Annotated in this window: 20 protein-coding genes; 8 read left to right on the forward strand and 12 right to left on the reverse strand. The window is 29.8% G+C overall.

Going from position 1 to position 20,798, the window contains the following annotated elements:
- Positions 1-6: 6 nt before the first annotated feature.
- The 4 genes from sufB to H9W90_RS12900 form a co-directional block, all read right to left on the reverse strand.
- Positions 7-1,455 carry a Fe-S cluster assembly protein SufB gene (sufB, locus tag H9W90_RS12885; RefSeq protein WP_088352538.1) on the reverse strand — a complete coding sequence of 483 codons (1,449 nt, stop codon included), beginning with the start codon at positions 1,453-1,455 and terminating at the stop codon, positions 7-9.
- A 15-nt stretch (positions 1,456-1,470) separates the two neighbouring features.
- Positions 1,471-1,800 (reverse strand): HesB/IscA family protein, encoded by a 330-nt coding sequence (locus tag H9W90_RS12890; RefSeq protein ID WP_187481995.1) that lies wholly within the window; start codon positions 1,798-1,800, stop codon positions 1,471-1,473.
- Between the two features lie 130 nt (positions 1,801-1,930).
- On the reverse strand, positions 1,931-3,841 hold the full coding sequence (locus tag H9W90_RS12895) for a M1 family metallopeptidase (RefSeq protein WP_187481996.1): 1,911 nt from the start codon (positions 3,839-3,841) through the stop codon (positions 1,931-1,933).
- Between the two features lie 59 nt (positions 3,842-3,900).
- Entirely contained in the window at positions 3,901-5,115 is a 1,215-nt protein-coding gene (locus H9W90_RS12900) for a choice-of-anchor B family protein (protein WP_254712490.1), read from the reverse strand.
- 133 nt (positions 5,116-5,248) lie between these two features.
- On the opposite strand from H9W90_RS12900, the gene thiL reads away from it, so the two are divergent.
- Positions 5,249-6,298 (forward strand): thiamine-phosphate kinase, encoded by a 1,050-nt coding sequence (thiL, locus tag H9W90_RS12905; protein WP_187481997.1) that lies wholly within the window; start codon positions 5,249-5,251, stop codon positions 6,296-6,298.
- A 71-nt stretch (positions 6,299-6,369) separates the two neighbouring features.
- Here thiL and H9W90_RS12910 read toward each other — a convergent pair whose 3' ends face one another.
- The 6 genes from H9W90_RS12910 to H9W90_RS12935 all read right to left on the reverse strand — a co-directional run bounded on the left by H9W90_RS12910 (position 6,370) and on the right by H9W90_RS12935 (position 11,703).
- Complete coding sequence (locus H9W90_RS12910; protein WP_187481998.1) at positions 6,370-7,200, reverse strand: hypothetical protein; 831 nt, start codon at positions 7,198-7,200, stop codon at positions 6,370-6,372.
- Positions 7,201-7,263: 63 nt separating this feature from the next.
- Complete coding sequence (locus tag H9W90_RS12915; RefSeq protein ID WP_187481999.1) at positions 7,264-7,914, reverse strand: DsbA family oxidoreductase; 651 nt, start codon at positions 7,912-7,914, stop codon at positions 7,264-7,266.
- Positions 7,915-8,003: 89 nt separating this feature from the next.
- On the reverse strand, positions 8,004-8,567 hold the full coding sequence (locus H9W90_RS12920; protein WP_187482000.1) for a carboxymuconolactone decarboxylase family protein: 564 nt from the start codon (positions 8,565-8,567) through the stop codon (positions 8,004-8,006).
- A gap of 66 nt (positions 8,568-8,633) precedes the next feature.
- On the reverse strand, positions 8,634-9,197 hold the full coding sequence (locus H9W90_RS12925; protein ID WP_187482001.1) for a TetR/AcrR family transcriptional regulator: 564 nt from the start codon (positions 9,195-9,197) through the stop codon (positions 8,634-8,636).
- A 77-nt stretch (positions 9,198-9,274) separates the two neighbouring features.
- Complete coding sequence (locus H9W90_RS12930) at positions 9,275-9,817, reverse strand: DinB family protein (protein WP_187482002.1); 543 nt, start codon at positions 9,815-9,817, stop codon at positions 9,275-9,277.
- Positions 9,818-9,858: 41 nt separating this feature from the next.
- Positions 9,859-11,703 (reverse strand): PLP-dependent aminotransferase family protein, encoded by a 1,845-nt coding sequence (locus tag H9W90_RS12935; RefSeq protein WP_187482003.1) that lies wholly within the window; start codon positions 11,701-11,703, stop codon positions 9,859-9,861.
- Between the two features lie 189 nt (positions 11,704-11,892).
- On the opposite strand from H9W90_RS12935, the gene H9W90_RS12940 reads away from it, so the two are divergent.
- The 4 genes from H9W90_RS12940 (at position 11,893) to H9W90_RS12955 (ending at position 15,583) form a co-directional block, all read left to right on the forward strand.
- Entirely contained in the window at positions 11,893-12,513 is a 621-nt protein-coding gene (locus H9W90_RS12940; RefSeq protein WP_187482004.1) for a hypothetical protein, read from the forward strand.
- A 33-nt stretch (positions 12,514-12,546) separates the two neighbouring features.
- Positions 12,547-13,110, forward strand: coding sequence for a hypothetical protein (locus H9W90_RS12945; protein ID WP_187482005.1), 564 nt, complete (start codon positions 12,547-12,549; stop codon positions 13,108-13,110).
- A gap of 65 nt (positions 13,111-13,175) precedes the next feature.
- Positions 13,176-14,819: a serine hydrolase domain-containing protein gene (locus H9W90_RS12950; protein ID WP_187482006.1), complete on the forward strand. Its 1,644-nt coding sequence runs from the start codon at positions 13,176-13,178 to the stop codon at positions 14,817-14,819.
- 128 nt (positions 14,820-14,947) lie between these two features.
- Positions 14,948-15,583, forward strand: a complete 636-nt coding sequence (locus H9W90_RS12955; protein WP_187482007.1) for a class I SAM-dependent methyltransferase — start codon at positions 14,948-14,950, stop codon at positions 15,581-15,583.
- On the opposite strand, the gene H9W90_RS12960 is transcribed toward H9W90_RS12955, so the two are convergent.
- Positions 15,584-16,162: a Crp/Fnr family transcriptional regulator gene (locus H9W90_RS12960; RefSeq protein ID WP_187482008.1), complete on the reverse strand. Its 579-nt coding sequence runs from the start codon at positions 16,160-16,162 to the stop codon at positions 15,584-15,586.
- Positions 16,163-16,190: 28 nt separating this feature from the next.
- Positions 16,191-16,973 carry an alpha/beta fold hydrolase gene (locus H9W90_RS12965; RefSeq protein WP_187482009.1) on the reverse strand — a complete coding sequence of 261 codons (783 nt, stop codon included), beginning with the start codon at positions 16,971-16,973 and terminating at the stop codon, positions 16,191-16,193.
- Positions 16,974-17,019: 46 nt separating this feature from the next.
- Here H9W90_RS12965 and H9W90_RS12970 point away from each other — a divergent pair, with 46 nt between their 5' ends.
- Genes H9W90_RS12970 through H9W90_RS12980 form a run of 3 tightly spaced genes read left to right on the forward strand, consistent with a single transcriptional unit; the run spans position 17,020 to position 20,728 of the window.
- The gene (locus H9W90_RS12970; RefSeq protein ID WP_187482010.1) at positions 17,020-18,570 is read left to right on the forward strand and encodes a serine hydrolase; all 1,551 of its coding nucleotides are present in this window, start codon (positions 17,020-17,022) and stop codon (positions 18,568-18,570) included.
- Between the two features lies 1 nt (position 18,571).
- Positions 18,572-19,837, forward strand: a complete 1,266-nt coding sequence (gene brnQ, locus H9W90_RS12975) for a branched-chain amino acid transport system II carrier protein (protein ID WP_187482011.1) — start codon at positions 18,572-18,574, stop codon at positions 19,835-19,837.
- A 51-nt stretch (positions 19,838-19,888) separates the two neighbouring features.
- The gene (locus tag H9W90_RS12980) at positions 19,889-20,728 is read left to right on the forward strand and encodes a helix-turn-helix domain-containing protein (RefSeq protein ID WP_187482012.1); all 840 of its coding nucleotides are present in this window, start codon (positions 19,889-19,891) and stop codon (positions 20,726-20,728) included.
- Positions 20,729-20,798: the final 70 nt, after the last annotated feature.

Genomic DNA, 20,798 nt, shown 5'->3' on the forward strand with positions numbered 1-20,798 from the left:
TGAATTTTATCCTACAGAACCTTCTAAAGAAATTTCCAATAATTTTTGAGCTTCCACAGCAAATTCCATTGGTAATTTATTTAATACTTCTTTACTGAAACCGTTTACAATTAAAGCGATTGCTTTTTCAGTATCAATTCCACGTTGGTTACAATAGAAAAGTTGGTCTTCACCAATTTTACTTGTAGTTGCTTCGTGTTCTATTTGTGCTGTCTTATTTTTTACTTCAATATATGGAAACGTATGTGCACCACAAGCATTTCCCATTAAAAGAGAATCACATTGAGAGAAATTACGTGCATTTTCTGCTCTCGAATTAATCTGAACTAAACCTCTATATGAATTTTGAGAATTACCTGCAGAAATACCTTTAGAAATAATGGTAGATCTTGTGTTTTTCCCTAAATGAATCATTTTGGTTCCAGTATCTGCTTGCTGAAAGTTGTTTGTAACTGCAATCGAATAAAATTCACCCACAGAATTGTTCCCTTTTAAAATACAAGAAGGATATTTCCAGGTTACTGCAGAACCAGTTTCAACCTGTGTCCAAGAAATTTTTGCATTGTTTTCACACAAACCTCTTTTGGTAACGAAGTTATAAACTCCACCTTTTCCTTCTTTATTTCCAGGATACCAGTTTTGTACAGTTGAGTATTTAATTTCTGCATCGTCCATTGCAATTAATTCTACAACAGCTGCATGTAATTGATTTTCATCTCTACTTGGTGCTGTACAACCTTCTAAATAAGAAACATAACTTCCTTTATCTGCAACAACTAAAGTTCTTTCAAACTGTCCTGTTCCACCTTCGTTAATTCTAAAGTAAGTTGATAATTCCATTGGACAACGAACACCTTTTGGAATGTAACAGAAAGATCCATCAGAAAAAACTGCCGAATTTAAAGCTGCATAAAAATTATCTGTTGTTGGTACAACTGTTCCTAAATATTTTCTTACCAATTCTGGATGCTCTTGAATTGCTTCAGAAATTGGCATAAAAATAATACCTTTTTCACCTAATGTTTTCTTGAAAGTTGTAGCAACAGAAACTGAATCCATTACAATATCTACAGCAACATTGGCTAATTTTTTTTGTTCGTCTAAAGAAATTCCTAAACGCTTAAAAGTGTCCAATAATTCTGGATCTACCTCGTCTAAAGAATTTAATTTAGGCTTCTTTTTTGGTGCAGAATAGTAAGCAATGTCATTAAATTTTGGTTTCTCATAATTCACATTTGCCCAATCTGGCTCTTCCATTTGTTCCCAAACTCTGTAAGCTTCCAAACGCCATTCAGTCATCCATTCTGGCTCGTTTTTCTTTTTAGAAATTGCGCGAACAACATCTTCACTCAACCCTACAGGAAACGTATCACTTTCTATATCTGTATAAAAACCGTATTTATATTCTTGGGTTTTTAATTCTTCTTCTAATTGCTCTTCTGTATATTTTGACATCTTTTTTTCTAAATTTTAAAGTGAAAATGACTCTCCACAACCACACGTTCTGTTGGCATTTGGGTTGTTAAAAACAAATCCTTTTCCGTTTAAACCACCAGAATATTCTAATGTGGTTCCAACTAAATATAAAAAGCTTTTTTTGTCGACAATGATTTTTACGTCATTTTCTTCAAAAACTTTATCGTTTTCTTCTTTTTTGTTATCGAAAGTTAAATCGTAAGACAAGCCTGAACAACCACCGCTTTTAACACCAACTCTCACAAAATCTGTGGCAGCGTCAAAACCATCGTCAGTCATAAGTTCAATGACTTTCTTTTTTGCTGTATCTGAAACTTTTATCATAATTTTAAATAGATTAAATCTAAATTGGGTGCAAATATACAATATAAGTCGCAGAAAACCACAGAACTTTCATTATGAAACGCAATGTAATAATTGGTTTTATTGATAAGAGTTTTTAAAAGCGCAAAAACTATTTTTTGATAATTTTTTGATGGAGATTTCCAGAATTGGTACTTATTTTAATAAAATAAACACCAGAGTTTAATTGTTTTAAATCTATTTCAGTATTTTTAGATTGAAGTACTTTTTTACCCAACATATTGTAAACAATTGTATTTTTAATTTCAATATTACTTGTTATTTTTACGTTTAAAATATCTGTTATTGGATTTGGGAATATAGAAATATTTTTTTCTATAAAATTTTGATTTTCAACACTTAATACAGTGTTGTCTCTTGAAATTAAATGAGATTCAGGATCAAATTCTACTGAACTAACCGTAAAACTTACGTTTTCCGTAAATACTTGTCCGTCTGTTGTATTGTCTAAAACTACGTCTAAAACTTCACCATTTGTACCTTTTATTCGAACAGGAACATTGGCTTCAAAAAATGAAACAGAAGAATGACTTTGGGTTTGATTTACAGTAATATTTATTTTGTCAGCAGTTGTTTGATTCCATCCAAGATTATAACTAGGATATCCTTGATTGTATATCCAATCATTAAAAAATTCATCTAATTGCAAACCACTAGAAGTTTCCATGTGTGCAATAAAGTCTGGTGTTTTAGCATAATTATATGCCAAATTTGGGTCTGTTATATAATTTTTTAAGCCACTAAAAAAATTAGTGTCGCCTAATTTTTTACGTAACATGTGTAAAACCATTGCGCCTTTATTGTAGCTTAATCTGCTACTAAAAATTCTATTTACACTTGTTGTGTCGGCATCAGAAAGATACACTGCACCATTTGTAACTGAAGTAATAGAGTTATTTCTAGAACTTCGCCAGTTTTGGTAACCAGCTTCACCATCTAAATGTTCTATAGTTAAGCCAGAAAGAAAAGTTGCAAAGCCCTCATTTAACCAGATATCTTTCCAACTTCCACAAGTAATTTTGTTTCCAAACCATTGGTGTGCAAGTTCGTGGGCAATTAGTCCTCTGTTAAAACTTCCCATAAAAGAAACAGTTGTGTGTTCCATTCCACCACCCCAACCAAATTGAGCGTGACCATATTTTTCGTTTTCAAACGGATAGTTGCCAAATAAATCGATAAAATGATTCATAATATCTACGGTAACACCTGTGCTATTTTGAGCAGATGTTAAACTTTCTGGATACACATAATTTACAATAGGAAAAGGATTTCCGTTGTTTGGAACTGTGTGAGAATAAGTTTGGTAATTGGTAACTGCAATTGCGATAAGATATGCAGGAATTGGGTATTGATGTTTAAAATGAGTGGTTTTATTTCCAGCATTTACAGTTGTACTTTGTTCTAATCCGTTAGATACTGAAACGTATTGTTGTGGAGCAGTTATGTACACGTCAATTACATCAATTTTATCATTTAAATCTTGTTTACAAGGCCACCAACCTAAAGCGCCATAAGGTTCTGAAAGTGTCCAAAGAACAGGTGTGCCATTATGTGTATTTACTTCAAAAGAACCAAAACCATTACTTGTTGGATTTCCATTATATTCTATTGAAACTGATGTAGAATTATTGTTTAATAATGTATTTTGAAGTGTAATTACCAACTCATCATTTGCATTTTGAGAATATGATAATGGGTTTCCATTTTCAGAAACTTTGGTAACAATCATATTATCATCTAAATCGAAAGTAACCGTTGTTAAATCTTCTTTTGCTGTAAAAGTTGTGGTAACTTTCCCTGAAATACTTGCTACTGAAGGATCTACAGTAAATTCTAATTTATGATAAGTTACATCGTAATTAGATGTATTTGGGTTTGCTCTAAAGTGAATTTTTGAAGTTGCAGATTTTGCTTCTGCTTCAGAAATTTCTTGTATTTCTTGTGCAGTTGTATTTGTAAAAGTGATAAAAACAAAAAAAAGGAAGACTACAAAACGAATCATAATAAGAATATTAGACTATAAATGTACTTCTTTTTTTACAATGATAATTTTATGTACTGTTAAGAATTTGTTTTTCTAATTACAAAAAAACCTTTGTTGAAGTCGCTTACAATAATATTTCCGCTCGGTAAAAACGGATAGACACTCCAGACTCCATTTTTTTCTTGGTTGTTGTTTTCTGGATAAGTATCAAAAAAACCTACTTCTTTAATATTTTTATTCTCAACATCAGAAACATCTAATATTCTAACTCCAGCAGTTGTATTTGCTTGGTATAATAAATTACCATTTATATAACTAGTTACGTCTATAGCGTTTGTAGTTCCTTCAAAATCGAAAGAATGTATTGGGTTGTCTAAATCTGTAAAATCGAAAACAATAGACCTTGTGTTTATTGCTGAATTTTGTTCGTCTTTTTCATCACCAATAATAAAAAAATTAAGGTCTTGTGTAAAAGAACCTCTAGTAGTTTTACCAATATTAGTGTAATTTATGGTAGAGATTTCTGTTGGGTTTTCTTTGTCTGTAACATCAAGAATAACAATGTTGTTATCATTACTACCCACAAAAATTTCTTTATCAATATAATCTGTATCAGGACCATTGTAGGTAATTACTTCTGCGTTATTAGCATAAGAATCTTTAATGTAAAAACCTTTTTCTACAGCAACTGGTGTTTTGCTAATGTCTAGAAAAACAGGACTACCATTGTCTCTAGTTGTGCCAAGAATATAAGCAAAACCACTAGTTTCATTTATAATTATATTTTTAGCAGAACCAATTAATGAGTAATTTTCATTACTAGAAAATTCTACTGGAGGTTCCTTTACATCTTTTAATTGACCTAAACTAAAAATTTGCATTCCATGACCTGGAGCTTCACTAACAATATATGCAAAAGAACTAAAAACTTTTATATCTCTAATAACATTGTTTTCTGTAGTAGTTTTTAAAGTACCAATAATTGTTGCTTTTGCTGGGTTGGTTATATCTATAAAAGTTACCCCTTTATTTGTTCCCATTAACGCATATTCTTTGTTAGTATCAGGATCTACCCATCCCCAACAATTACTACCGGTTGTATCTGGACCACCAATGTCTTCTAAAGAAAAATAAGTCAATAAATCATAATCGTTACAAGGATATTCACCTGCAAAACCATCTTCACATTTTGCAATAGGATTTATAACAACTTGTTTATTAGTTTCAAAAACATCTTTTTTATCGCAATTAAATGCTATTAGTAGTAAAATCAGTAAACTTTTTTTAATCATTTTCATTTTTTTGGAAGCTATAAAAGTCCTTGTTTCTATAACGTAATATTATAGTTTTAGTATTCTGAACAAATATAATCATCAAAAATAAGATTTATATGCCAATATTTTAGAATGTAAGTATCTTTGCAACATGTTAGAAGATAAAAATACACAAAAGACCTCATTAGCTGAACTTGGTGAGTTTGGCTTGATTAATCATATTACTCAATATTTTAAAATTGAAAATTCATCAACAGTTAAAGGTATTGGAGATGATGCAGCAGTTTTAGATGCATCAGAAAAACAAACTTTGGTTACAACAGATTTGTTAATTGAAGGTGTGCATTTCGATTTAAGTTACATGCCATTGAAGCACCTAGGATACAAGGCTGTAATGGTAAATTTATCTGATGTATATGCAATGAATGGTTTTGCAGAACAAATTACGGTTTCAATTGCGGTTTCTAATCGTTTTCCTTTAGAAGCTATTGAAGAATTGTATGCAGGAATTCAATTGGCTTGTAATACATATAATGTTGATTTAGTTGGTGGAGACACAACATCATCTACTAAAGGAATTTTAATTTCTGTAACAGCGATTGGTAAAGTTGAAAAAGAAGATGTTGTCTATAGAAACACAGCCAAAGAAACTGATTTAATTGTAGTTTCTGGAGATTTAGGTGCAGCATATTTAGGTTTGCAAGTTTTAGAAAGGGAGAAACAAGTTTTTAAGGTAGATCCAAATAATCAGCCAGATTTAGACAATTATACCTATTTAATTGAAAGACAGTTAAAACCTGAAGCTAGAAAAGATATTGCTGGAATTTTAAAAGAATTAGAAGTTAAACCAACTTCTATGATAGATATTTCTGACGGACTTTCCTCGGAACTTTTTCATATTTGTACACAAAGTAAAGTAGGTTGTAAGGTGTATGAAGAGAAGTTACCTTTAGATCCACAAGTTATTTCTACTTGTGAAGAATTTGAGTTAGATTCTACAATGGTTGCTTTAAGTGGTGGTGAAGATTACGAACTTTTATTTACAGTGCCAATTGCTGCTTTTGATAAAATAAAAGACAACCCAAATTTTTCTATTATTGGACATATTACTGCAGAAAACCAAGGTTTAAATTTGGTTACAAGAGCCAACCAAGAAATTGAGTTAAAAGCACAAGGTTGGAATGCTTTGAAAAATGAATAAATAGCATAAAAATAATATATAAAAAAAGCGCAAATTTTTAATTTGCGCTTTTTAATTTTCTAGTAATATTGCTAATTACTAAAAAGGGATTTATCTAAATTCTGATTAAACTTAACGTCTTTTGTAATCTCTTCTACCCAAACATCTTTAAGAACATTTGCTTCCCAGTCCGACTTTGTGTATTTACGATATGTAGTTAACAAAATACCATTTATATTCTCGTATTTTACTCGCATTAAAATTGGGTCTGTAACATTTTTAGATACTACAGTAAATAAAAATTGGTCTACTAAATTAGTTTCTGTATTAATATAAAGTTGATAAATGTCGGAAGCTTCATCTCCAGTTGTTGTAAAAGCAACTTTAACAATATCGTATAATTTTCCCTCTACATTTTCTTGCTTCAAAAATTCATAATTAATATTTGGGTCTAATAATTTTTGCATCATTGCAAACCAATAAAAATTGGTTTTACGAGTAAAAGTAACGCTTTCAATTGCATTTTTATCTGTAACTTCTTTTCCATCTATTTTAACCCAAAAGTCTTTTCCATTATAGCCTTGTTCCATTTTTCCTTTTAATTCTGGCAAGGTTCTTTCGTGTTTTAAATATGTACCATGAGACAATTCTCCATTAAAAATATACGATTCAATTGAAACATCTTCTTTTTGGTCTGGAGTTCTATATGTGTAATGGAAAACGATATCTTTAAGATTTAATAAATCTTGATAACTCCCAGTTTTTTGGGTCATTTTATAAACTAGTTCATGTCCTTTATTTTGAGATTTTGGTGTTTGAACTTCTATTGTTTTATTTGTTTTTTTTGTTATGGTTTCTTTGTTTCCACAGGCTGTTAAAAACAAGATGAAGATAATTGCAAACATTAATTTTGAATAACTCATAGTTTTTTATTTTGAAATTCCCTCTTAATAATAAGGGTTAATAATTTTATTGATGTTTTTATTTTAGTTATTTTCTTTAATTGCTTCAGAAAGAATTTGCTTGAATACATCTACAGGTTGTGCACCTGTAATAGCACTTTTATTATTAAGCACAATTGTAGGTACAGAATTAACTCCTAGATTTTTCCAATAGTTTTGTTTAGCTCTTACCTCTTTGCGTGCTTCTTCGTTGTATAATTTAGTTAAAGCTTCTTCAGCATTTAACCCAACTTCTAATAAAGCTTCTCTTAAAACATCTTCTTTTGATACATCTTTTCGTTCGGTAAAAAAGGCTTTTGTTAATTGCATTTTTAAATCGGTTTGTTTATCGAATTCTTTTGCATATTCTAATAAAAGATGGGCGTTAAAAGTATTTGCCATTCGCATGTCGTCAAAATAATCAAATGTAAAACCAAGTTCAGCACCAGCTGCTACCATTTGCTTTTGCGATTCTTTTTGTTGTTCAAGAGTAGCACCATATTTTTCTGCAATATGTTCTTGTACGTTTTGTCCTTCTGCAGGCATGTTAGGATTTAGCTCAAAAGGTTGCCATTCAATTTCTATCTGATCTTGAATACCCAATTCTGCGATTGCTTTTTCCAAACGTTTGTATCCAATAGTGCACCAAGGACAAACAACGTCGGAAACAATATCTATTTTTATTGACTTTTTCATTGGTTATATTTTAAATTCCATTAAGAATTATGCTTTTTAATAAACCTCCCAATTTAATGGAAGGTTTTAAATGATAATCTTTTTTGTAGTTAAGCTTTCGTATTTTCTTTAGACCAAGCAAACTTTTTAAATCCTGCATCTACAGGAGTATTAGCAATATGGTTTACATAATTACTAATTGTTTTTTGAGATAATCCTAAAATAATTTCCAACACTTGAGTTTCGTTATAACCAACTGCATAAAATGCATTCAAATCTTCTTGTGTAACATGCCCTCGATTACGAACAATTTTTAACGTAAATGTACGTAACGCTTCTAATTTAGGACTTTCAAGTGGTGTTTCATTTCGTAAAGCTTCTGAAATAGCATCATCTACTTTCATCATTTTTGCAATACCTGTATGAGCAGGAACACAATAATGACATTCATGTTCTACGTTAATGGTTTGCCACACAACTGTTAATTCGTCATTATTAAATGAAGAATCTACAAAAAGTTGATGAATGGTTTTATAGGCCTCTAAAATACCTGGAGCTCCTGCTAAAACCCCATGTAAACCGGGAATCATTCCGTATGTTTTTTGAGAATTTTCTAATGATGCTTTGCTTCCTTCTGGCGCAGTTTCAATATTGTGAATTTTTAATGTTGTCATAATTTTTATCAATTTATAAATATTATTTAAACTAAACAATCGTTTAGTTATTTGTTAAAAAAAAGGTTAAATATTTTTGAATGTCATTTCAATATAATCTTCTATTTCTTCTTTGTTATTAACTCTTGTTGCAGCAGCTAAACCATGTTTTGCTAAAACTAAAAAGTTAGCTTCTTTATTTATTGTTTCTTCATCTTTAGAAGAATCTATTTTTAATTTTTCTATAAATAATCTTTTTAGATTATCCATAAATGAGTTAATCTGGTTGTTTACTAGTTCGTCTTCACTTGTAGAAAACTCATTATATGTGTTTGTTACTAAACAACCTTTTTCGTTGCCTTTTTCATTACAAACGGCTACAGAATCATAAAAAAACTGTTTAATATCTTCAACGCCATTAGAAGCATTTTTAAATTTATCGAACATTGCTTTTCTTTTAGAATTGTAGCTTTTTAAACTTTCTAAAAACAAACCATGTTTATTACCAAAACTAGAATATATAGAAAACTTATTTATGCCCATTTCTTTTTCAAGCATTTGCATAGATGTATTTTCATAGCCGTTTCGCCAAAACAAATGCATTGCTTTGTCAATAACTTCTTCTTCTATATATTGTTTTTTTCTAGCCATTGTTTTAATAATGCCACAAAACTAAACAATCGTTTAGTAATAAAAAAATATTTTAATGTTTTTTATTTTTTTTCTAATTATTGATACAAAACATATCTTGGAGGCTTTATTCCATTCAATCTTAAATAGACCAAAATTTGAGCTCTATGATGCGTAATATGGTCTGAAAGTAGCAATAAAATTTGTCTTTTACTTCTATCTAAACCTAAATAATCTAAACGATTGTTAAATTTAGAAGTATCAAATTCTTTTATAAATTTTATGGTTTCATCAAAAGTTTTATTGATGGTTGCAATCATTTCATCTTTCGATTTACTTGCTACTTTTAAAGTGTTGTCTGTGTTCCAATCTCTTGCTTTTCTTTCTCCTAATAAAGACTGACAATGCCAATCCATTGCCCAAGTAATATGCATTAAATTTTCTGCAAAACTCATAGATTCTGGTGTTGCTTTAAAACCATATTTGTCTTCTGGCATTTCTTCAGCAACTAAAACTAAATATTTTCTAGAGTTTTCTAATCTTTCTAAATAATCTTTTATAAAATCCGTTTGTGCTGTTTTTGTTTTGGATTTACAAGATGCAAATAGAATGATTAAGGAGAAAATTAAGATGCGTTTCATAATTATTTAGTTTTTGATATGGAATATTGGTTTTATACAGATTAAATCCCTTCCACAAACTCCAAAAACACTTTTTCATGAAGGTCTAAATCCAAATCTGGAGAAAGCGAAACTCTTGCAATATAATCTTTATCGCCTTCTTTTGTAGTTCCTTGAGTTGAGGTTGCAGGAATTGTCCAATAACAACCTTTTAGTTGCCCGTAACTTACACAATACTTACTCTCATTAGGAATTTCAGTAATCATTAAATTGATTAATTTATGATTCAGTTCTCGTTTATATTCTTCCTTTTCTTCAGCAGAATTTCCTTTTGTTGGTAAATCCAAAGAAAAAACTGAAGGTGTAAAACCTTGTTCTGCTAATTCCTCTGACACAAAATTTATTTTCGCTTCTGGTAACGTTTCATGAATAAAATTGACAAATTCACGTGTATTTCTATACGCATCTTTAATTCTTTGGTTCATTGAAGGCATTTGTTTTGCCAAGATTTCCATTTGAATATCTGTGGCCTCATTATCACAAAGATTTAGGTGGATTTCTATTTTCTCCATTAAATTTGCTGTTTTATTGTTTCCAACAACATAGCCAGCAGTACATTTTCCTCCACTTGGAAATTTAGAACCACTTGCATAAGAAATCGTTCTAACTTTAGAAAGAATTTCGCCTTCGCCTAAAAAATGAACATTTGGGCAAAAAGTTTGATCCAAAATAAAAACAGGGTCAATCGCAATTTCGCCATTTGCATTTGTACGTTCTTTGCTTAAAGCTTCCTTTAATTTGATTAAATCCGGAACTTCAACTCGTGGATTCGTTGGAATTTCAGCAATTATATAAGGAATTGCATCTTCGTTGGCGATTTTCTCCAAAACTGTATTGATGCTCTGAACCATATCATTATCGCCATCAACTGGCAAATCCACAACTTCCACATTTGCATCACAAGAAGCAACACGTCTTGCTTGGTCGTTTGTACCTCCATAACAATTTGGCGGAACAATAAATTTAATGGCTTTTTCTGGATGATTTTCTTGTGCATGATGAATTAAACCCATCATAATTGCATATTGAATAGACAAACCACTTGAACCCACCAAAGGTTTTAACGTAGTTTCTGTAACATTTTTAATGGAATTTAAAACACTCTTTTTATTCGTTTCAAAATCATCAATATTATTTATAAAAGGCGTATTTTCAACCAAAGATTCTAATGCAATTAAACAATTAGAAGGCGTCATTGCAATAGTTTCTCTTCTTCTTACATGCTGAATATCGGGAATATAAGATTCATTTTCTTGTCCATTTATCAATAAAATACTTCCTAAATTTTTATAAATATTGATGTAAAAATCGATGTTTGAATGTAGATTTTGCGTAGAAATTTTACTTTGTTCTGCAATGAAAATGGTACTTCCATCAAATTCAGATACATCTGAAGCATTTTCAATCTGTTTCAATTCAAATTGATAGCCATAAACACTTTTTAAAATTTCTGCATTAAAAGATTCTGGCAACTTTTCTGAATATAAAATTCGAGTCCTTTTATTCGCCAATAAATTCGTTCTCAAAATCGCCAAAACAGGCATTGTTTCAGATGAAAAACTAATGATGTTTTCAGAGTTTAAATCATGTAAACTTGCAATTAACCATTCTAAAACACAAGATAAAGGATGTCCTAATCGAATATAATCATACGCTGTTGGTAATTCTTTCAGAGCAGAATTATCAAAATTATTAGTGTTAAATAAAGCTTCAAATTGATTTATAAATTCGGTTTTTGCCAATTCTTCATTATAAATATCTAATCTGTGTGTCGTTAGATGTAGCCAATCTTTTGGTATATTTTCTAACACGTTTTTTATATAATTGGGTAATTTATTGTTTTGCATAATTTTTATCTTCTTGACAAGTGGTTGCAAGTTACATCAATTCGATTTTTTAAAAAAGTTAAACTAATTAATTAGTTTTTTAAACACATAATTATTTAAAAAAGGTTTTTGACTTTCTTGACGATAGTCAATGAATAAGGTTTGGTAAGAATTTATTTTTGTAGTAGTAAATTTTTAAAATTATAAATTATGAAACTTAAATTTAAGGCATCGTTACTTCTTCTTTTTATTTCTATATTTTCATTTGGTCAAAAAAAGACTTCAACAGTTTCCTTATCAAATGAAAAAGAAACCACAAACTATAAACATTCTCTAGGCTCTTCTTTCTTTATGCTAGGAAATGTAATTGCAGATGAATCTCCAGATTATTTTTTACTAACTTATGGATACAAACTCACTCAAAAAGACAGAGTTTTTGTAGAATTTAATACTTGGCAATATTCAGAACCTTTAGGAACGTATGGTAATTCTAAAGAGTTTTATCCTGGTTTTGTAAGAGCTTTTGGTTTGGGCTTTGGTTATCAACGTTTTCACTGGAAAGGAGCATTTACAACAGTATCCGCAACATCATTTATGAAACAATATCATGATATAAATGATAAAAAAACTCAAAAAGGTTTTCAATTATATCTACAAGCAATTGTAGGTTATCGTTTCGAATTTTTTAAAGAACGTTTTTACATAGAACCTGCTTATGCTTTAAAATATTGGCCAATTGACACAAATTTTCCAGTGGATTTTGCTAAAATTGAAGAAGGAAAACCGGGTTATATTTTTGAACCAAGTTTAAATTTTGGATTTAGATTTTAAAATTGTGTGTTATAATCAGTAATATTAAACAAAATGAAAAATTATTTATTGACAATTATTTTATGTGGATTTACTTTTATTGCTAAATCTCAAAACGCAAGTGTAGAAGAATCAACCTACGGAATCCAAACTGGAATATTAGGAGTTTGGTTTCATAACGAGACAAAATTATCCAAACAAATTGCATTACGAAGTGAATTAGGACTTGATAGCGGAATTTTTGGAGGAAGTTTCTATGATAAAGTTGGTTTTTTAATGACACCTGTTATCACTTTAGAACCAAGATGGTATTATAATCTAGACAAACGAGTTTCAAAATCGAGAAATATTGCTGGAAATAGCGGAAATTTTGTTTCAATAAAAACAAGTTATACTCCTGATTGGTTTGTAATTTCAAATTATGACAATTTGAGAGTTGTTAATCAAATTTCAATAATTCCAACTTGGGGGATTAAAAGAAATATAGGAAATCATTTTACTTATGAAACAGGAATAGGAATTGGATACAGATATTACTTTGCAGAAAATGCTGGATATTTGAAAAATGAAGGAGAAGTTGCTCTTAATTTACATTTAAGAATTGGTTATCGATTTTAATCTGAATAAAAACTTACGTAATTTTATAAATCTATAATTTTTTACCTTTAAGAAAATTCAATAACATGAATAAAACACCTTTTATTATACTATTTCTTTTACTCTCGAATATTCTTGTTTCCCAGAATTTAGATGCTGAAATTGATAAATTATATCAAGTTAAAAATAACGAACCAGGATTTTCTGTTGCAGTATTTAAGGGAGATAAAATTATTGTTGAAAAACAATATGGAAGTTCTAATCTTGATTATGACATTCCTGTAACAAATAAAACAGTTTTTGATATAGGTTCAATAGCCAAACAATTTACTGCAACAGCAATTTTATTATTAGAACATCAAGAAAAATTATCTATAAAAGATTTAGCCAATAAATATATTGAAAACCTTCCAAGGTATAAAAAAGGAAATCCAACTATTGAGCATTTGCTAAACCAAACAAGTGGCATAAAAGAGGTTGACCCTTATCTTGAAGTGTGTGATATTAATTGGAGAGATTACATAAAACCAGCAATGGTAACTAATATAATTACAAACATAGATGAGCTCAACTTTTCGCCAGGAGAATACTTTTATTACACCAATGCAAACTATATTTTATTAGCTTCTATTATAGAAAAAGCTTCAGGAATGTCTTATGAAGACTACTTACAAAAAAATATTTTTAAGCCACTTAAAATGAACAACACCATTGTAAACACAGATGTTTATAGAACAATTAAAAATCGAGCAATTGGTTATATGGAAGATGAAGGTCAGTTTTATAAAACACATAAATACGGTTTATTTTATGTTGGAGATGGACAAATACTAACCAATCCAGAAGATATGTTTCAATGGCATCTAAATATTAAAAATTCAACTATAGGAACACTCGAAATCTGGAAAAAAATGAACACCAAAGCCAAATTGAATGATGGAACTATTATAAATTTTGGTTTAGGAGTAGAATTTGAAATGTATAAAGGTTATAAAGCAATGGGGTTTGATGGTATGATTAAAAGTGGTTTTGTTTCAAAATACCTTTATTTTCCAGAACTAGACCTTGCATTTTTCACTACTCAAAATACTTATGATTCGGATTTTGAAGACCGTTTTTTTAAACTAATTGACTTATACATTCCTAAAAAACAACCCAAAGAAGAAAATACAGCAAGTAATAAGACAATAAATCTTACAAATAAAGAACTAGAACAATATGAAGGTTCTTATATATATTATTATAATGATGATGACCGAAAAGCAAACACGATAAAAGTAAAAAATAAAAAATTACAAGTTTTAACATTAGATGGCGATAAAATTACAGAGTTAATTCCAATAGGTAATCATAGGTTTTTGTTTGGCGAAAATGATAAATCTATTGTAGAGTTTAGTTTTATTGGTAACCAGAAACAGTTTACTTATGACGATTTAGACAATGAAAAACCAATGCTTTTTAAAACTTTTACACCTTATGAACATTTAGAAAAGGAACTAAAAGAATATGAAGGGCAATATTTTAACGAAGATTTTCAAATTAGCAAAAAACTTCAATTAGAAAACGGGAAACTATATTATCATTATAAAAATGGTGCTTGGAAAAAAGAAATGAGTTCTCTTTCAAAAGATTTATTAGAAATATCAATAAGTCCAATTGAATTTATTAGAACGGATAAAAATGAAATCAAAGAATTTAAAATTATGGGATTGTCATTTAAAAAGATATAATTACATGCTTAAAATATGCATCTAATTATACAAACCGCATTATTTAATATCAATTTAAATATATTGTTATTGGAAATTTTCGTGTTGGTTTTTCTTTTCAATTTAGTTTAAAATTAAAAAACCTTTTTATGAATAATCAAGAACCTTTTTGGAATAAACTCTCTAAAAATTACGATAAAAAAGCGAAAGATGAAGCTTATCATTCAATCATCAAAAAAAGTAAAAAATACTTTAAGAAAAGTGATGTTATGCTAGATTTTGCTTGTGCAACAGGTTTATATGCTGTTGAATTTGCAAATGATGTAAGCGAAATAGAAGCTTTTGATATTTCATCTGAAATGATAAAAATTGCAAAAAGTAAAGCTGTTGAAAATCAAATTAATAACATCTCTTTTTCACAAACAACACTTGATAATAAAAAGTTTAAAAGAGCAAGTTTTAATACTGTTTTAGCATTAAATATATTACTCTATTTTAAAGATTGTGAAAATGTTTTAAACAGAATGAACTATTTACTAAAACCTAATGGTTTAATGATTACTTCTACAGCTTGCTTAAAAGAAAAAAGAACATTTATTGGCATTTTATCTAGTTGCATTATTTTCATTTTAAAAAAACTAAAAATCTTACCTTATTTAAGGTTTTTCACAAGAAAAGAATTAGAAGAAAAAATTGAAAGTTGTGGGTTTAAAATTATTGAAACAGCTATTTTAATTGATAAACCAGCCACAGAATATTATATAGTTGCGCAAAAAATTAATTAACTACTCTTTTGTAGCTATTTTTTTACGAATTCTACTTAAAGTTTCTGGTTTCATACCAAGATAACTTGCCAACTGATATTGTGGCACTTTTTGAAGCAAATTAGGTCTGTTTTCTAATAGATTTAAATACCTTTCTTTTGGTGTTGAATTTTTAAATTTTGATAAATTTTCTTGATGAGAACCCAAAACTTTCTCCATTTCCACACGACATACTTCTCCAAATCTAGGGTATTTTTTATACAAAGCATTTTCTTTTTCAGCATTCATAATTGCTACAGTAGTTTCTTCTGTGCAAGTAAAATAATATTTAGAAGGTTTTTTATTTGCCATACTATCAAAATTAACAGCAGATTGCATTTCAGTATAAAATTCTGAAGTTATTTCTTCTCCATCTTTTATCGAATATTCTCTTATACAACCTTTAATAACAACAAAAGCATCTTTTGCAATTTGCCCTTCTTTTAGCAAGTCTGTTCCTTTTTCAAATGTTTTAATGGGGAAAGCTTCTAAAATTGCTTCTTTTTCGATGTCGTTTAAATCCATAAAATTAGACATCATCTCAACTAAAGTATTTTCCATAAATTTCTAATATTTTATTTTGAGACTATTATTTTTTTACAAAACTCTTTAAAGCTTCAATTAATTCCAATTTATTTTCAATATGACTCATGTGTCCATCATTAAAAACAACAACTTCAGAATTTGTTTTTTTAGCTTCAGCTAAAGACAAATCAAAATTTAAAACAGGATCTTTTTTACCAATAATTATCAGCTTTTTAAAGTCATTTTCTGCTAAAACATGATTTCTATTTGGGCGAATTCTCATGCCTTCTTGTCCTGCAATATATCCTTGAATTGGAGTTTGTAAAGCTTCATGCAATGCCGATTTCATTTCCTCTTTAAATTTGATTCTACTTTCTTCGCCATACAAATTAGAAAAAGACATTCTAACCATGTTTGTAAAGTTATTCTGAATCATTTTGTTGGCACGTAAACGTAAATTTTTACGTTCTTCATCATCTTCATTGGAAGTGGAATTCATTAAACACAAACCTTTTACTTTCTGCGGATTTTTTTCTGCAAAAGCCAATGCAACATAACCACCCAAAGAATGCCCGATTAAAATAGATCTCCTGATTCTTAGATGTTTTAAAACGGCTTCAACAGTTTCTGCAAACAATTCCATAGAATGAGAATACCCAATACATTCTGTTTTTCCATGACCTAATAAATCAATGGTAATTACTCTATTTCTTTTAGAAATTTCAGAAATTATGTCTTTCCACATAGTAGAATTCTCCAAAAAACCGTGAATTAAGACAACTGCAGTTCCTTTTCCTTCATCAGAAAAAGAAATGTTCGCGTTTTTAAAAGTGATTGATTTTTGCATCAATCAAAAATATGTATATTTCACGTTTAAAAATAATTCTACAATCATGAAATTTATAAAAGGATTCATTTTCGCTTTTCTGTTATCATCAACAGTTATTTCTGCTCAAATTCAAGATAAAAAATTAGACAAATTAATTCAAGAAACCTTAACAACTTTCGATGTTCCTGGTATTTCTGTCGGAATTTTAAAAGACGGCGAAATTGTCTACGCAAAAGGTTATGGAGTTAGATCTCTAACCACAAAAAAAGACATGAACGAAAATACCTTGGTTGGTGTTGCTTCCAACAGTAAAGGTTTTACGTGTTTTGCGTTGGCAATGATGGTAGATGAAGGCAAATTAAATTGGGATGATAAAGTAAGAAAACACATTCCAGAATTTCAATTATATGATGCTTGGGTAACACAAGAATTTACGGTTAGAGATTTAGTCACACACAGAAGTGGAATGGCTTTAGGTGCAGGAGATTTAATGTTTTTCCCTGAAGGAAACGATTTTACAGTTACAGATGTAATTAACAATGTAAAGCACTTAAAACCAGAAAGTTCATTCCGCAGTAAATTTGCATATAACAACAATATGTTTATTATTGCTGGGGAAGTTTTAAAACGTGTAAGTGGACTTTCTTGGGAAGAATTTATCGAGCAAAAAATTATGAAACCTGTTGGCATGAACAACAGTAAAGCGTCTTACAACAGAGTTACAAACCGCACAAATATTATTGATGCACATACAAGAACTGAAGGAAAAGTAATTCAAATTCCACATGATTGGAGCGAAACTGCAAACGCTGCAGGAGGAATTGTAAGTAACGTAAAAGACATGCTTACTTGGGCGAAATTTTTAATGAATGATGCTGTTACTTCTGATGAAAAACGCTTATTAAGTTCAAATCAATTTCATGAACTTTGGCAATTGCAAACACCTTTAAAAGTGGGTAAAAATGATTGGTACAATTCTAATTTTAGAGGTTATGGTTTGGGTTGGTTTTTAACGGATGTAAAAGGCGGACACAAACAAGTATATCACACAGGTGGTTTGTTGGGAACTGTAACGCAATTTACCATGATTCCTGATTTAGATTTAGGAATTATTGTACTTACAAATCAAATGAATGGAAACGCATTTAATACGATTACAAACACGATTAAAGACAGCTATTTAGGTTATAAAGACAGAAATTGGATAAAAACCTATGGAGATAGAAATGCCAATTATTTAAAATATAACGACAGTATAAAAGCAAGTGTTTACAAGAAAGTTTCTTTAGCTAAAAACAATAAAAGTTTACCAAAACCGAGTCAGATTGTGGGGACTTATAACGATGCTTGGTTTGGCGATGTTATTATTTCTTTTGATGGAAATACATACACCATAAAAAGTAAAAGATCTACTGATATTTCTGGTGAATTATTACCTTACAACCATACAACATACGTTGCAAAATGGAACAATAGAAGTTTTGATGCAGATGTTTTTGTAAACTTTACTTTTGATGAAAAAGGAAACGCAACAAATGCAGTTATGAAATTCGTTGCACCAATTACTGATTTCAGTTTCGATTTCGAACATTTAAACCTTAAAAAAGTCAATTAAATTGAATAAAACAAAAGAAATTTGGATTGCCGGTTTTGCACTTTTCTCGCTCTTTTTTGGCGCAGGAAATTTAATTTTACCACCATCTTTGGGCGCAAATTCTGGTGCAGATTGGTGGATTGTTGTGTTGGGTTTTGTTTTAACAGCAGTCACTATTCCTATTTTGGCAATTTTCGCACACGCAAAATTACAAGGAACTTTATACGATTTTGGTAAAAAAGTTTCACCTCTTTTTAGTACAGTTTATTGTTTACTTATTTACAGTATAGCCATCGCAATTCCTTCACCAAGAACAGCTGCAGTTACGCATGAAATGACTGTGCAACCATTTTTTGAAACTACACCACTTTTAACAAGTGTAATTTATTTTGTGTTGGTTTTTATTTTTGCCATAAACAGGACAAGAGTAATTGGTTTAATTGGTAAGTTTTTAACGCCAATTATTGTGCTGATTCTACTAATAATTATCGGAATTGCATTTTTTACTTCATCAGGAACTGTAAATCCATCTACTTTTCAAACACCTTTTGTAGACGGAATTTTAGAAGGTTATCAAACTTTTGATGCAATTGGAGGTGTTGTTGTTGGAGCTGTAATTATTATCTCTTTAAACTATAGTTCGCACACAACTTTCGATGCCAAAAGAAGACTTATTAGAAAAGCTGGTTTTATTGCAGGAGCAGGATTGTTATTAATTTACGGAGGTTTAATTTTAAGTGGATCTTTATTTAGTTCAACATTTGCTGAAGGCGCTTCCAGAACTGAAATTTTATCCAGTTTAAGCACACAAACTTTAGGACATTTAGGAACTACTTTTTTAAGTGTTTTGGTTGCTTTGGCGTGTTTTACGACAGCAGTTGGTATTGTAACAGGAACAGCAGATTACATCAAAGGAATTTCCAACGATTCTAAAAAAGCGTATATAATTACTGCTGCAATTGCTTCCATAATCGGAATTTATGTTGGTAGTAGAAAGGTTGATTTAATAATAGAGTTAGCAGTGCCAGCACTAATGTTTTTATATCCAATAACTATTGTTTTGATTTTACTAAACATTGTTCCCGATAAATATGCATCTAAATTGGTGTTTAGAGGTGTAGTTTTAGTGACGTTTATTTTTAGTATTCCAGATTTTTTAGGATTTGTAATTCCAAGAGAAAATTTAGTGGGAATTAAAAATATAATTCCATTAGCAAACTCAAGTTTAGGTTGGGTAATTCCTGCTATTTTGGTGTTTTTTGGGTTGAATTTGATTAATAGAAAGTAATTTTTTAATTATTCTAAATATTTTACGACCAACAAAAAAACAAACCACAATTTGGCAGTCCAAGACATTACAAAATATTCGTTTAAAGATACTTTTTCATTAAGTAAAGTTCAGTTCGATAAAGCGTGTACAATAAATCATAAAGAGCAAATAAATGCATATTCAATTTATTGGATTCAAGAAGGAAAAGGAACGTACAATATCGATTTTGAAGAATATACTTTTAATGATAATGTGTTGTTTTTTCTTTCTCCAGGACAAGTTTTTACAGTCGATTCAGAAAAAATAAAAACAGCTTTTAAACTTACTTTTGTACGAGATTTTTACTGCATACAAACGCACGATAAAGAAGTTGCTTGTAACGGAATTCTCTTCAACAATATTTATGAAACTCCGTTTGTAAAACCATGCGAAAAAGATACAGCAAAACTCAATTTTATTTTAGAGAGTTTGGTGGAGGAATTTCAGCAAAACGAAACTGCGCAATATGACATGTTGCAGGCCTATTTAAAGCAATTTATCATTCATGCAGTTCGTGTAAAAAAGGAAAATCACGTTATAAAAGAAGACACAGAAACCCGTCTTTTTAAAGATTTTAGTTTGTTGGTAGAGCAGAATTTTAGAACGATGCATTCTGTAACAGATTATGCAAATAGATTAGGAATTTCGCCAAAATCTGTCACGAAACATTTTCAGAAATTGGGTACAAAAACACCATCAGAATTTATTAAAAATCGCATTTTATTAGAAGCAAAACGTCAGTTAATTTATACAAATAAAACTGTAAAAGAAATCGCTTTCGAACTCGGTTTTAACGATCCTGCCTATTTTACGCGCTTCTTTACCAAGTCAATTTCCAAATCTCCACTTCAATTTAAAAAGGAACATTAGCATCCATTTTTTTATTAGGGCGTGCCTTTTTTCATAAAAGAAAAAAGTCAGGCTTTCACAACTCGCTTTT

Origin of the sequence: Polaribacter pectinis (assembly GCF_014352875.1) — a bacterium.
Classification (GTDB): Bacteria; Bacteroidota; Bacteroidia; order Flavobacteriales; family Flavobacteriaceae; genus Polaribacter; species Polaribacter pectinis.